The organism is Paenibacillus sp. FSL P2-0173, assembly GCF_038008045.1.
GTDB lineage: Bacteria > Bacillota > Bacilli > Paenibacillales > Paenibacillaceae > Paenibacillus > Paenibacillus polymyxa_B.
Map to the genome: position 1 here is coordinate 527,253 of NZ_JBBOYK010000003.1, position 13,763 is coordinate 541,015.

General features: G+C 46.8%; 11 protein-coding genes. 6 read left to right on the forward strand and 5 right to left on the reverse strand.

Annotated elements, in window-relative coordinates:
* Positions 1 to 82: 82 nt before the first annotated feature.
* Both MKX30_RS18775 and MKX30_RS18780 read left to right on the forward strand, forming a co-directional pair.
* Positions 83 to 979, forward strand: coding sequence for a carbohydrate ABC transporter permease (locus tag MKX30_RS18775; RefSeq protein WP_013312582.1), 897 nt, complete (start codon positions 83 to 85; stop codon positions 977 to 979).
* Positions 979 to 1,809, forward strand: coding sequence for a carbohydrate ABC transporter permease (locus MKX30_RS18780; RefSeq protein WP_013312583.1), 831 nt, complete (start codon positions 979 to 981; stop codon positions 1,807 to 1,809). Before MKX30_RS18775 ends, MKX30_RS18780 begins: the two co-directional genes overlap by 1 nt.
* 102 nt (positions 1,810 to 1,911) lie before the next feature.
* Here the strand turns inward: MKX30_RS18780 and MKX30_RS18785 are convergent, their stop codons facing one another.
* Entirely contained in the window at positions 1,912 to 3,039 is a 1,128-nt protein-coding gene (locus MKX30_RS18785; RefSeq protein ID WP_341063235.1) for a methyl-accepting chemotaxis protein, read from the reverse strand.
* A gap of 53 nt (positions 3,040 to 3,092) precedes the next feature.
* Complete coding sequence (locus MKX30_RS18790) at positions 3,093 to 3,584, reverse strand: cache domain-containing protein (protein WP_081326345.1); 492 nt, start codon at positions 3,582 to 3,584, stop codon at positions 3,093 to 3,095.
* 326 nt (positions 3,585 to 3,910) lie between these two features.
* On the opposite strand from MKX30_RS18790, the gene MKX30_RS18795 reads away from it, so the two are divergent.
* On the forward strand, positions 3,911 to 5,113 hold the full coding sequence (locus tag MKX30_RS18795; protein ID WP_081326346.1) for a GTP-binding protein: 1,203 nt from the start codon (positions 3,911 to 3,913) through the stop codon (positions 5,111 to 5,113).
* Positions 5,114 to 5,173: 60 nt separating this feature from the next.
* Here MKX30_RS18795 and lepB read toward each other — a convergent pair whose 3' ends face one another.
* Positions 5,174 to 5,794 carry a signal peptidase I gene (gene lepB, locus MKX30_RS18800; protein WP_341063237.1) on the reverse strand — a complete coding sequence of 207 codons (621 nt, stop codon included), beginning with the start codon at positions 5,792 to 5,794 and terminating at the stop codon, positions 5,174 to 5,176.
* Positions 5,795 to 6,125: 331 nt separating this feature from the next.
* On the opposite strand from lepB, the gene MKX30_RS18805 reads away from it, so the two are divergent.
* The 3 genes from MKX30_RS18805 to MKX30_RS18815 all read left to right on the forward strand — a co-directional run bounded on the left by MKX30_RS18805 (position 6,126) and on the right by MKX30_RS18815 (position 10,301).
* A complete protein-coding gene (locus tag MKX30_RS18805) occupies positions 6,126 to 7,478 on the forward strand; it encodes a right-handed parallel beta-helix repeat-containing protein (RefSeq protein ID WP_023990951.1) in 1,353 nt (450 codons plus the stop codon).
* Positions 7,479 to 7,591: 113 nt separating this feature from the next.
* Positions 7,592 to 9,124, forward strand: coding sequence for an MFS transporter (locus MKX30_RS18810; protein WP_025719365.1), 1,533 nt, complete (start codon positions 7,592 to 7,594; stop codon positions 9,122 to 9,124).
* 49 nt (positions 9,125 to 9,173) lie between these two features.
* Entirely contained in the window at positions 9,174 to 10,301 is a 1,128-nt protein-coding gene (locus MKX30_RS18815; RefSeq protein WP_341063239.1) for a glycoside hydrolase family 88/105 protein, read from the forward strand.
* Between the two features lie 77 nt (positions 10,302 to 10,378).
* On the opposite strand, the gene MKX30_RS18820 is transcribed toward MKX30_RS18815, so the two are convergent.
* Together MKX30_RS18820 and MKX30_RS18825 are read right to left on the reverse strand one after the other, a co-directional pair.
* Positions 10,379 to 11,335 carry a polysaccharide deacetylase family protein gene (locus MKX30_RS18820; RefSeq protein ID WP_028540861.1) on the reverse strand — a complete coding sequence of 319 codons (957 nt, stop codon included), beginning with the start codon at positions 11,333 to 11,335 and terminating at the stop codon, positions 10,379 to 10,381.
* A 195-nt stretch (positions 11,336 to 11,530) separates the two neighbouring features.
* Positions 11,531 to 13,489, reverse strand: coding sequence for an acyltransferase family protein (locus tag MKX30_RS18825; protein ID WP_341063240.1), 1,959 nt, complete (start codon positions 13,487 to 13,489; stop codon positions 11,531 to 11,533).
* Positions 13,490 to 13,763: the final 274 nt, after the last annotated feature.

Consider the following 13,763-nt stretch of genomic DNA (forward strand, 5'->3'; position numbering starts at 1 on the left):
CTAGGGGCTATCCTATACTTTCATTATATCTTAAACAGCTTGGAGCGAAAGAGCGGAAAATGTTGAGAAAAAGAGGTGCGTTATGCTGAAAAAAAGGGGAACCTGGGGCGACAAGGGTAGTAAACTGGAATTTGGTTTATTCACACTGCCCGTAATCTTGTGCATTACGATTGCATTTTATATTCCGTTTTTGATGACGATACGCTATTCCCTGACCAAGTGGAACGGCATATCCAAACATCCGAAATTTGTAGGTTTGGATAACTTCAAGCAAATCCTGCTTGGGGACGCCAATTTTGCACATGCAGCCTGGTTTACCGTCAAGTATGCCATCCTGTACATTGTATTGGTGAATGTGCTAGCCATTTTGCTGGCGCTCGTTCTCGATATGAAGCTGAAAAGCTCGGCTTGGCTGCGGGCGGCCTTCTTTATCCCGTATATCCTCAGTCTCGTGATTGTCGGCTTTATATGGAAATTCATCTTCATGCAAGGCTTTGAGTCACTGGGACACAGTACAGGCTGGGGTATCTTCCAGCTGAGCTGGCTGGGTGAGGAAGGGCTCGCGTTTGTTTCCATTTTGGCAGTATCGATCTGGCAATCCATTGGCTTTTACATGGTCATTTACATTGCAGGCTTACAATCTGTGCCAGAGGATCTAAAAGAAGCTGCCATTGTTGATGGCGCGGGGCCGATTCGGAGATTTTTCAGTATTATTCTACCGATGCTCGCACCTTCCATTACGATCTCAGTCTTCATGGCACTGACCAACTCGATCAAAGTGTTTGACGTCATTTTATCTCTGACCGGCGGTGGACCGGGAGGTACGACATACAGCATTGCGTATGATATTTACCGGGACACGTTCCAGAACAATCTGTATGGCTACGGAACAGCCAAAGCATTGATTTTATTCGTTGCAGTCCTGATCATTACGATTATTCAATTGTCTATTTTCAAACGCAGGGAGGTTGAAGCCTGATGCAACGCAGCCGTACGGGACGTATTTTGCTAGAAGCGGGCATGATTGTATTATCACTGTTATTTTTGTACCCGCTGTTTCTCGCCATTAACAATTCGTTCAAAAGCTTCGCTGAGGTCATGACCGACGTCATTGCGCTGCCCAAGCAGCTTTCGCTGGATAACTACGTATACGTATGGAAATTCATTGACTATCCACGCTTATTTCTGAATAACACCATTATTACCGTCGTCGGCCTGGCAGGTATCGTGCTGATATCTTCCATCGCGGCCTACAAGCTGGCAAGAACCAAAAGCAAATGGAGCTCCGTGATTTACATGCTGTGCATTATGCCGATGCTGATCCCGTTTCAGTCCATCATGCTCACTGTCTTGCGACTGGCGAAAGACTTAAATCTGGCAGACAGCACTTGGGGACTTGGCTTGCTGTATTGGGGCTTCGGCGCACCGCTGGCAGTGTTTATCTATCACGGCTTCGTGAAAGGTATTCCGGCTGAGATTGACGAAAGCGCCAAAATCGATGGAGCCTCGGGCTTCCGGCTTTTCTTTTCCGTGATTTTCCCCTTGCTGAAATCAGTCACCGCCACCATTGTCATTATCGACGTGATGTGGATTTGGAACGATTTTCTGCTTCCGCTTCTCATGGTCAACGGCTCACCCAGCACCAAAACGCTGACGCTGGCCGCCTACACCTTCGTTGGACAGTATACGTCAGACTGGCAATATGCCATGACCGCGATGGTAATGGCTGTGCTGCCTTCCATTATCGTATTTATTTTTCTGCAAAAATACATTGTCAAAGGCGTCGTCGCCGGAGCCGTCAAAGGCTGAGTCAAGTATTCGAAGCCAGATACAAAAAAGAGGACTTGCGTGTTGTTCGCGCAAGTCCTCTTGTCTTCGTGATATCCATCATGGGCTTCTGTACAGTATTCATTAAGCCTTAAACTGGCCTAGCGCTTTCAGCATCTCTTCCATAGCAAGCTGTAGGTCAGCAGAGCAGGTATTTAGACGTTTAATCTCTTCCATCTGGTCAGAGGCTGCAACCGATACTTCCTGTGAGCCGCCGCTCGTCCTGCGGGCGATGACAATAATTTCAGTAGCAGAAGCGGTAACTTCCTGCACACCTGCTGACATTTGTTCTGCGGTTGCTGCCATGCTTTCGATCCGTTCCGCAATGTGAGTGCTTCTTTCTACGATATGTTCGAAGCTGTCATGTGTCTTGTTCATCATCCGCAGCCCGCTGTCCACATGCGTTACCACATGTCCAATCGCTTCTGCCGAGCGCTGTACATCTCCATCAATGTTTTGGATAAGCTGCGCCACTTGGCGGGAGGCTATTCCCGATTGATCTGCTAGCTTCCGCACCTCGGATGCTACAACCTCGAATCCTCGTCCCTGCTCACCTGCGCGAGCAGCTTCAATAGAGGCATTCAGCGCCAGCAGTCCCGTCTGTTCAGATATTCCCTGAATAACCTGCATGATTCCGGTGATTTCACCTGATTGACGGTGTAGCGCTTGAATCAGAGCCTCCGTATGCTGGATGGACGAATGCAGCTCCCCCATCTGTTCCACCGTGAGGCGCGCCGTTTCCGCTCCTGCCTCCGCCTGCTGCTTGGAGTAGATAGCAGCTTCCGCAATCTCTGAGGCATTTTCCGCGACATTCTGAATGCCCTGAGCCATCTCTTCCATCGCCGTCTGATTTTCCAACACGCTTCGGGTCTGCGCTCCGGCTCCGTCTGCAACCTGCCGTATGGTGTCTGCAATCCTATTGGCCTGTCTGGTCGATGCTTCAGCAATGACGGCAAGCCGCCCCGTTGAATCGGCTACCGCTCCACAAGCATGCATGCCCTCGGAAATCAAAATGCTCAAATTTTCTCGCATTTCATTATAGTTGACACTCAGCCGCCCAAGCTCATCTCCACTCCGGTCAAGCAGGACAGAAGTAAAATCCCCCTGACCTGCCTTGGCGAGCGCTTGGCCTACACGGCCCAGCCTGCGGTTTACCCTGCTCATGTACCAGAGAATCACGGTTAGCGATATCGCAATAGCAATCACAATCATAAACTGGCGGATAAACCCGCTAATGATCCCGTCAATGATCGATTGCGATGCACCTAGCCAATCACAGCACCGTCTGCACTGCGAATGGGTGTGTACGCAGCTTGATACGTTTTTCCAACTACTACCGCTTGACCATAATAGGGCTGACCCTGCTTTAAGACAACGGTAGCCACCTTCTCCGATACTTTCGTGCCTACAGCGCGTTTGCCCTCCAGCATGACATTCGTCGCTACCCGTTGCTCCCCTTGAAAGAAAGTCACCGTATCGCCTGTTGCCCCGCCAATTTCATCGACGATTTCCTCATTATTGTTAATCCGTTGGCTCCCCTTATATAATTGCCCGTCCTTGATCTGCCATGCCCCGCTATACTTGTAGTCCACTAGGCGGGTTGCCATATTCAAGTCATTTTTAGCCTTTTCGGTAGCAAAAGCCTCAATACCCTCCTGCATTCGGCTAGTAGCCACATAAGCGATCACGACAGACAACACTATCAAAATGCCGATCACCATACCACTAATTTTTGTGCCTATTCCTATTGTCCGCATGTATTGGATACGTCCTCTCTAATCTGACGCCATGCCGTCACAACTCTATACAACTTAGGCTGAATCTGTTCCATCATGGATACTTATTTTATCGTACAAATTACCTAAAATTTTAATTATTTATCGATTTGAAAATTAATACAGTTCTTATCAGGTGACCTTACCTTCCTTGACAATTCCTCTTAATAATGATTTACTAATTTTACTATTCGTAATTATTACGATTAAAGAAAGACAAAGAAAGCACGTCTGCTTTCCTATCTCGCATGATACCACTACAGCACATTCGACATTTCATGATACTTTCGAAGGGAAGAGTGATTACGTTGGCAAACGCTATGGAATTGGAAAAGAAAATACCGGTCACGGTACTAAGCGGGTACCTCGGCTCCGGCAAAACCACACTGCTGAACCATGTGCTGAACAACCGGGAAAGCTTGCGGGTAGCCGTCATTGTCAATGATATGAGTGAGGTAAACATTGATGCTGATCTCGTTCGTGACGGTGGAGGATTATCTCGTGTGGATGAGAAGCTGGTGGAAATGTCCAACGGTTGCATCTGCTGTACCCTGCGGGAAGATTTATTAAAAGAGGTAGAACGACTGGCACTCGACAAAAGGTTTGACTATATTCTTATCGAGTCCACGGGTATAGGTGAGCCCATTCCGGTAGCACAGACCTTCAGTTATGTAGATGAGGAAAATGGAATTGATTTGACCAAGCTGACCCGACTGGATACTATGGTCACCGTCGTGAATGCACCGGAATTTTGGAAAGACTTCTACTCTAGGGACTCCCTCAGGGATCGCGGACAGGAAGTGGCAGAAGAGGATGCACGCGGCATCGTTGATCTGCTCATAGAACAGGTGGAATTTTGTGATGTACTGATCATTAATAAATGCGATCTGGTATCCCCAGAAGAGCTGGAACGACTGGAAAAAGCGTTACGCGGCATTCAACCAAACGCCAAAATCATCCGTTCCGAGTACGGTAAGGTGGACCCAAAAGAGATTTTGAACACGCATCGCTTCAATTTTGAAACAGCTAGTCAGGCGGCAGGCTGGATACAGGAAATGAACAAAGAAGAGCACGTACCGGAGACAGAAGAATATGGCATTGCTTCGTTTGTGTACAAGCGCAAAATCCCATTTCATCCCGAACGTTTGTTGAAATGGCTGGCTCAATGGCCTGCTGAGGTTGTACGTTCCAAGGGATTGGTGTGGCTCGCCACGCAGAACCGCACTGCTTTTACATTCAGTCAGGCGGGTAGCTCCAAACAATTCGCACGCGCAGGACTGTGGGTATCTGCCTTGACTGAAGAAGAACGCCAATACTATCTTGGCGAAGATTTCGAAAAGACACCTGACTGGGACGAAAAGTATGGTGACCGGGTGACCAAACTCGTATTTATTGGTATCGATATGAACCGGGAAGAAATCGAGCGCACTCTGGATGAGACACTGCTGACCCCTGAAGAAATGGAGCAGGATTGGCGCAAGCTGCCTGACCCGTTTACGAAAAAAATATAATGAGGTTATAAAATAAAAGCGCCTTAAGTGAGGAATCCCCCCCTCTTAGGCGCTCTTATATTATTTATGCTTAACCCATTGCGAGCTATCCACCGGCCAAAAAATCACATCCGCACGGCCAACGATATCTTTAATAGAAACAAAACCAATAGCACGACTATCCCTACTATTATTGCGGTGGTCGCCCATCACAAAAATATAACCCTCAGGTACCTTGGAATCGGTTATGGTTCCATTTGGAAAATCAACATTGTTATATAGTTCTCCCTTGGCGTGCGCATTATGAATAGCTCCCTGAATGTATGGCTCCTCTACTTTCTTACCGTTTACATAAAGATGATCGCCTTGATACTGAATCGTATCCCCAGCCACTCCGATAACACGCTTAATAAAGTCTTTTTGTTCCTTTTTCACATGGAATACAACAACCTCACTCGGCTTGGGATCACGAAAATCATAAATCATCTTGTTCACGACCACTCGTTCATCTGTCTTGAAATTCGGTTCCATGGACGCTCCCTCAACAATAAATGGCGCAAATAATAGCCAACGTATAATGAACACGAGCACAATGGCTACAATAATGGCCTTAAGCCAATCGATCATCTCATTTTTCACTCGTGGCTGCTTTTCCTGCAATTGTTCGACAGTTGAATCCGTCAAATGATTTCCACTCTCCATGCACTAAACCCACCCTTTCTCACAGTTTTCATTCCTATTATATGTATAATGTTTAAGTATAATCAAATTTTCCCAGTCTGGCAAAATTGCATTTTTAGTTGAAACAAAAGTGTGAACTTTTTTTCACAATATCAAAAAAACAGTAAAAAACTGTTGATGCAAACGTTAACATATATTACACTGTGCATATACTTCTTAGAGCGTTTTGGACTAATGGTAGATCAATCTGTCCCCCCAGGAGGTGTCCTGTTTTTAGTGGAAAGACAGCATGAGTCACTTTTATAGAGGCTATCTTCTTTTAAAATATGAGCTCAAATAAGGAGGAAATTACATGTTTAAACGAAATGATCGTCCAAAAAACGGATTTAACGCTCTAAGGCTCGGTGTTTCTTTTGTTTTCGCTTCTTCTTGTCTTATTGGAACCGCTTACGCAGATACGTCATCCAACGACATCCCTTCTTCTGCACTCACAGAAGAGGCAGTTAGTACAACCGACGCAACAGCTGTCTCCACAACGTTAGCGGCAGGAGATTTGTATGTGTCGCCAAATGGTAACGTGTCCAATCCGGGTACAATATCCAGTCCTACCACGCTCGAAGCAGCACTTACACAAATTGCTCCTGGTAAAACTATTTATCTGCGCGGTGGTAACTACACTTACTCCTCAACGATTACAATTCAGCGTGAAAACAGCGGCAATAACGGCTCACTCAAAGGGTTGGTCGCTTACGGTAGTGAAAAGCCGGTACTTGATTTCTCTGCTCAAGCCTTTGGTTCAGCCAATCGTGGACTTCAGCTTAACGGAGACTTTTGGCTAGTAAAGGGCCTTGAAGTAAAGGGTGCCGGAGATAATGGTATCTATATCGGCGGCAGCAATAACCGAATCGAAAACGTGGAAACCCACCACAACCGGGATACTGGACTCCAGCTTGGACGTTACTCGCCTAACGCTTCCACTAGTGAGTGGCCTTCGAACAATTTGATTTTGAATTCTTACTCTCACGATAACGCTGATCCCGATAATGGTGAGGATGCCGATGGCTTCGCGGCTAAATTAACTGTAGGATCAGGCAATGTGTTTGATAACTGCTTGGCTGCGTACAACGTAGACGATGGCTGGGATTTGTATAGCAAAACCGAAACGGGTCCCATCGGCGAAGTAACCATTTTGAACAGTGTGGCCCACCACAACGGGCAGACCTCAGATGGAACGTCTACCGCGAACAGCGACGGCAACGGCTTTAAGCTGGGTGGAGACAAAATCAAAGTCAACCATATTGTGAAAAACAGCATTGCTTTCCAGAACAAAAAACACGGCTTCACCTACAATAGCAACCCCGGCAGCATTACGTTGACCAATAATACTTCGTGGGACAATGGACAAAGTAATTTTGCTTTTGACAAGGGTGATCACGTGTTCATAAACAATCTTTCCTTTGAGGGAAGCGCTAGTGACAAAACAAGCGGTACAGATCAAGACAACTCTAGCGTTTGGTGGAAAAACAAAAAATCGACAAATGCCAAAGGTCTGGTAGTCAGTGCAGACGACTTTGTTAGTCTCACGCCTTCTATCACTCGAAGTGCAGACGGTTCCATCCAGCTAGGTGATTTCCTTAAGCTGGCCAAAGGAAGCGATCTGATCGGCTCGGGAACACCGAGCGGCACTAATATAGGGGCACGCTAAACGCCCCTTCCAACTCAGGACGCCCTGGCCCATCTACCAACTTAGACAATTCTGCATAATATAGCGACCGGTGATTGTCCTCATAACCAGACAAAATATGAGGTGAACAGATCATGGAACGAAGAATCACACTGAAACATACACTCGCCTATGGAAGCGGTAACATGCTGGGAAGTGGCGCACTTGCTATTAGCGGTGCGTGGTTAATGTACTTTTATACAACCTTTTGCGGACTGTCTCCCGTTCAGGCCGCGGCCATTTTCTCTGTTGCCAGCATCATAGATGCGGTCAGCAATCCGGTCATGGGCTTTATCAGCGATAACTTTCACCGGACCCGCTTGGGCCGTAAATTCGGCAGACGTCGCTTTTTCATCATGATGGGTATCCCGCTGATGCTCGTGTATCCGATGCTTTGGGTAGATGGGTTGGGCTTCTGGTATTACCTGAGTACGTACGTACTGTTTGAACTGGTGTATACCTCTGTCATGGTGCCGTATGAAGCACTAGCGTCAGAGATGACCCGAGATTTCGGCGCACGCTCCAGATTGACCGGATGGAAGGCCATGTTTGGCAAAATCGCCAATTTTGCGGCTGCTTTTATCCCTGGTCGTTTTATTGCTGAGTATGGCAAAGACTCTCCATTGCCTTTCTTTTATACCGGTCTCGTTTTTGCAGCTATTCTGCTGATTGCGATGGCATTCTTGTATAAAAACTCCTGGGAACGTCCAAGTGAGGAACTGCAAAAGGAACTGGAAGGTGAAGCTCCGCTTTCCTTTATAGATTCGATGAAAAAGTTGTTTGTCGACATTTCCTCTACCTTCCGAGTCAAGACGTTCCGTCATCATCTCGGTATGTACCTAGGCGGCTTTTCAGCTGAGTGGCTGTTTACTTCTGCTTTTACGTACTTTATTGTCTTCTCCTTGTTCCAAAGCTCGGAGATGGTATCCAATTTGAACAGCTTTAACTCTGTCATTCAATTGATTTCTACCTATTTCTTCATCCAATTCTGTGTGCGTAAAGGGTTCCGTATGCCTTTTATCGCCGCACTCGTTGTCGTTTGCTTCAGCGTAGCAGGTTATGGCCTGCTCTATATAACGGGAGCCTCGAATACGATGGTATGGCTATATGTCATCACCCTGTTCATGGGGCTTGGTACTGGGGGCGTCTACTACATCCCTTGGAATCAATACACGTTCCTTGCCGATGTGGATGAAGCGTTGACCGGCCGTCGCCGGGAAGGTATTTATGCAGGTATGATGACTTTTGCCGGAAAAATGGTGCGGGCCGTTGTCGTCTTCATTCTTGGCTGGGTATTACAGCATTTTGGCTTTGTATCCGGGGCTGATAGTCAGCCAGTCGCTGCTCAGCACGCCATCTTTTATGTACTCGTGGTCGGTACCATCGTTCTAGCGATCATCGGTATGATTGCGTCTGTCGTGATGAAGCTGGATATTGACAGCCACAAGAAGCTAATCGCCGAAATTGACCGCCTCAAAAACGGTGGCTCCATGAAATCAGCCAAACCGGAAGCACGAAAGGTATTCGAGGAACTGACAGGTTTCCATTACGATCGGTGCTGGGGCAACAATAACGTGGGCTTCAAGAACAAACCTGTTGACCCTAAAACACACACTCCGTCTATGTAATAACAATAACAAATACAGATTAAACATTTACTAAAGAGGTGACTGTATCATGGCAAATCCAACATCACAACCAACCACCAGTCCTACAAAAACAGATTCTTGGGCAGTACGTATGAGCGATTCCGTTCTACAACGAAGTCCGGAATTTTATGAAAAATGGGAATATGACCACGGCGTCATTTACAGAGGTCTGGAATGGGTTGGCGAACTGACAGGCGATCCCAAGTATATGGAATATATAAAGAAACATATGGATCATTTTGTTGACGAAAATGGCGTTATTCAGCGCTATAAAGTAGATGAGTACAATATTGACCATGTGAATAACGGCAAGCTGCTCTTCTCTCTGTATCGTGCTACAGGAGATGAACGATATAAAAAGGCAGCCTACCAATTACGCAGTCAGCTGGAAAAACACCCGCGCACAAGCGAAGGCGCATTCTGGCATAAGCAAATTTATCCGTATCAAATTTGGCTCGACGGCTTGTACATGGGTGCCCCGTTCTACGCTGAATTTATCCGTGAATTCGGAGATCCGTCAGAGTTTGACGATGTGACCCTGCAATTCAAGCTCTGCTATGAACATACACGTGATCCTAAAACAGGCCTGCTCTACCATGCCTGGGATGAGAAAGGTGAGCAGCATTGGTGCAACCAGGAAACAGGCTGCTCCAAAAATTTCTGGGGACGCTCGATGGGTTGGTTCGTTATGGCACTCGTTGACGTGCTGGACTATATTCCAGAGGATCATGCAGACCGTCCCGTCCTGATTGATATGCTGACGGAAACACTGGAAGCCCTGCTGAAAGTGCGTGATAAAGAAAGTGGAGTCTTTTATCAAGTGCTCAACCTGGGCCATGTGAAAGGCAACTATCTGGAAGCCTCTGCTTCCTGCATGATTCTCTATGCTATTGCCAAGGGCGTTCGCAAAGGCTATCTGCCAGAGCAATATCGTCAAGAGGCAGAAATTATCCGTAAGGGAATTATCGATGAATTTATCACGATTACTGAAGAAGGACTCGTGAATCTGAACAAAACGGTGCAAGTAAGCGGTTTGGGTGGTAAAGATCGTCGGGATGGCACCTTCGCTTACTATATCAGCGAGCCGATTATAACCAACGATCCCAAAGGTATCGGGGCTTTCATTCAGGCGATGGGTGAAGCAGAACGCATCTAAACACGCGAAGTATAAACCTTAATTGCAAAAAGGACGGTGGCCATCAGCCCCGTCCTTTTCTTACATATAAACATATCCTACTTCATAACCTTAAACTCATATCCCTGTTTCTTTAGGAATTCTATAATTTGCGGCAACGCTTTTGCGGTTTCTTCTTTACCATAGGTGTCATGCATGAGTATGATGGCTTTTTCACGACCTTTGACTGACCTTATAAACTGGTTGATTAGTGCCGGTGCCTTCTTGGATTTCCCCTCTGCATCCTTCGTTAATACATTCCAATCTACCTGATGATAGTCCTTTTGATGTAAAACTTTATCCAAAGCAGCCATCCCCTGTGGATCTCTGCTATTCCATGTCATGTGGCCCCCCGGAAACCGGATCATTCTTGTGGTGAACTCTGGCCCCAGAATACTTTTTAACACCTTATTGTTCCTCTCAATATCCTGCATAACATGGTCCGTGCTTACCCGCTTGTTAGGATATAAATACTTATAATTATGAGAGTACGTGTGGTTTCCTATCGCATGACCTTCTTTAACAATTCTTTTGATAATGTTCCTGGTATGTTCATTTTCATCGGCTTCTTTTCCTACGATAAAAAAGGTTGCCTTGACCTTCTGTTTTTTCAGAATGTCTAATATTTTAGGTGTTACCGTCACGGATGGACCATCATCAAAGGATAAGTAGGCCACTTTTTTACCATCGGCTCCATCGGGCATCTGCCCTAGCATTTGCTGTTTTAAATATTTTTCGACAAAGGCACCATCTTCTACTTCGGGGTCGCTTTTTGGAGAGACTGCTTTACCATTTGCTCCCCCATTTACTTTACCTTTTGATGAGTCCTTGGATACGGAATCTGTTTTTTTAGCAAGCTCCTGTGTTGGCGCATGCGTTTTGTTATCTGAGACCTTTATCGCAATGAAAGTAATACAGCCTGCCACAAATAATATAATAGCAAGTAAAATTAGTCTTTTTCTGTTCCTCTTCAAGCGGTGTTCTCTTGTCCTACTATGTGAATAGCCCTTTTCCATTAGCTTATGTACCTCCCACTAAAATAAGAAAAACCACCGGATCAGGGTTGATGTACACACCTTAGAATGGACATGGGAAAAACCCTTAGGTTTAGCCGATGAAAATTTAGGGATGCACTTCAACCAGAGGACAACCTACTCCCGGTGGCTTTCTTGTCTTGCATTTGCATAATTTATGAGTATCATTGCAGTTTATTACGATTGCTTTGTTAAGGCCTGAGCCAACAAGGACGCATAAGCTTTAGCACCACTAGGTTTTAAATGTACTCCGTCATGCTCGAAATATGAATTTTTACCAGAGCTGGCTGCATACCAGTCAATCATTGTAATTCGCGGGTCCTGGGACGCTGCTTCGGCAAGATGCTTGTTCACAATACTCTCCCACGGCCGAGGCACACGGGTATTCACGAGTATAATATGCTTCGTATCCTTCAGACTGGCCAGCAAATTCGCTAACTGATCCTTGGTGAAAGCGCCGTTCGTGCCCAGCTCAATAATAACTGTCTTACCCAGCTGTCCGTTCTGTCTTAGCTGCTCCAGTACGGCAGGCGCCTCCGCCATCTGACGGCCGATCCGTCCATCTACAACAGCTCCCGGGAAGGAATCCTGAATGTACGACTGTACATCCAACATGACAGAGTCTCCAATGGCGGTCACACTCGACCCATCACCTGTAATAGGCGTAGCTTCTTTGGGTTTGTCCGAAGGTTCCGACGGTTTCGTAACATCGTCCGTAGTACCAGCCTGGACCGCCGTGTTTTTAGGCATCTGGGCTTGAGACAGGACTGGGGTCTGCACCTTGCTGCCCTCGGACCCTTGCAGCTTGATGGCTTTGGGCTCCTTGGAAGCCACGGATACCGTTCCGTGAAGCGGCGGCATCGCCTTTGCCTTTGCGACTGGCTTCTCATCACTTGATGCCGCCTGAATCGTTGCGTCAGGAGACGCCACGTACAGGTGGACGGTACCCAAGAGAATACCTGCAAAAAGCACAGCCGCTGTAGTTGTAGGCATCCATCTCCACCGCGCCTGTCTACGAACCGCTGAACGGATTTCTGTGATCCAGTGGCGGAATCCTCCATGGCGAATCGGCTCCTCGATATATTTAAATGAGAGAGACGCCAGCAATACGGTAGCTAGCAATTGTAAAATGATACGCATCACATGCACGCCATCGGTATCTACTTGAGGCGTCGTTAGCGTAATAACCGGAACATGCCACAGATACAGTCCATAGGAACGGGCTCCAATCCAGCGTAGCGGCTTGATTCCAAGGAGACGACCAAGGTGGCTTACCGGATGTGCCAACGCTGCGACCACAATAGCAGTGACCAAAGCTATGCCCAGCAGGCCGCCCCGGTACAGAGATGGGTCATATTCATTCGAGGCCCACGCCCAGTGACAAAGCAGCAGCAAGCTTATTGCACCGATGCTGTCCAGAAGCATACGCGCCTTAGGAGAAGCTTGCTCTTTCAGTTTGCCGCTTGGCCATACCAAGGCCAGCGCCGCACCGATCAGCAGAGCAAATCCGCGCGTATCCGTGCCATAATACACCCGGCTCGGGTCGCTTCCTGGTACGTAAATCACTGCCATCAGGAGTGCAGATATTAACGCCAGACAAGTCACCCAGCCTGCGAGCACAATACGCTTGGGCATGAATTTTAGCCCAAGCGCCAGCAGTAAAGGCCATAAGATATAAAACTGCTCCTCCACCGCCAGCGACCACAGATGCCCGAGCGGAGAAGGTGGGCCGAAACTTTCAAAATACGAAACCTGATGGAAGATAAACCACCAATTGCTCATATACACCAATGCGGCAGGTACATCTCCGCGCAAGGCCGTTAGCCGTGACGGATCGAAAAGCAACGAGCACAGGACAATGACAGCCACAACCGTCAACATGGCAGGCAGCAACCTTCTGGCACGACGCAACCAGAAATCTTTCATTTTAAAACTATGATATGTATCCCACTGACTCACCAAAATATCTGTAATCAGATACCCCGACAAAGTAAAAAACACGCCTACACCCAACAAACCACCCGGCAACCAATCCGGATTCAGATGATACACAATGACTGCGATGACCGCCAGCGCTCTTAATCCATCCAAACCTGGCATATAACGACGTTGTGACGGCAATTGTTTAGACTTCATTTCAGCCGCCGTCCTTCTTGCAAATTCAAGCTCCCTGTCTGTTTCAATGCTCTTCTGCCCTTTCCCTCTCCTGCACATCGTCTGTGCGATGCCCTGTAGCCTTTTCATTCATTATATAAAACTTCATAATCGTAATGATTTCAATGAAGTTAAAATTAATGACAATGTTTTTATTATATCATTCCTTTCCACAGTTAGGTAACCACTGATAGATATACAAAAAAAGGCATCTCTTCCCTTAGGAAGAAAATGCCTTTTTATTAGTATTCTATGC

What these genes read in the sequence shown, in the direction of transcription:
- MKX30_RS18775 (WP_013312582.1), top strand. Translation starts at nt 83, where the DNA reads ATGCTGAAAAAAAGGGGAACCTGGGGCGACAAGGGTAGTAAACTGGAA.
- MKX30_RS18780 (WP_013312583.1), top strand. Translation starts at nt 979, where the DNA reads ATGCAACGCAGCCGTACGGGACGTATTTTGCTAGAAGCGGGCATGATT.
- MKX30_RS18785 (WP_341063235.1), bottom strand. Translation starts at nt 3,039, where the DNA reads ATGATTGTGATTGCTATTGCGATATCGCTAACCGTGATTCTCTGGTAC.
- MKX30_RS18790 (WP_081326345.1), bottom strand. Translation starts at nt 3,584, where the DNA reads ATGCGGACAATAGGAATAGGCACAAAAATTAGTGGTATGGTGATCGGC.
- lepB (WP_341063237.1), bottom strand. Translation starts at nt 5,794, where the DNA reads ATGGAGAGTGGAAATCATTTGACGGATTCAACTGTCGAACAATTGCAG.
- MKX30_RS18805 (WP_023990951.1), top strand. Translation starts at nt 6,126, where the DNA reads ATGTTTAAACGAAATGATCGTCCAAAAAACGGATTTAACGCTCTAAGG.
- MKX30_RS18810 (WP_025719365.1), top strand. Translation starts at nt 7,592, where the DNA reads ATGGAACGAAGAATCACACTGAAACATACACTCGCCTATGGAAGCGGT.
- MKX30_RS18815 (WP_341063239.1), top strand. Translation starts at nt 9,174, where the DNA reads ATGGCAAATCCAACATCACAACCAACCACCAGTCCTACAAAAACAGAT.
- MKX30_RS18820 (WP_028540861.1), bottom strand. Translation starts at nt 11,335, where the DNA reads ATGGAAAAGGGCTATTCACATAGTAGGACAAGAGAACACCGCTTGAAG.
- MKX30_RS18825 (WP_341063240.1), bottom strand. Translation starts at nt 13,489, where the DNA reads ATGAAGTCTAAACAATTGCCGTCACAACGTCGTTATATGCCAGGTTTG.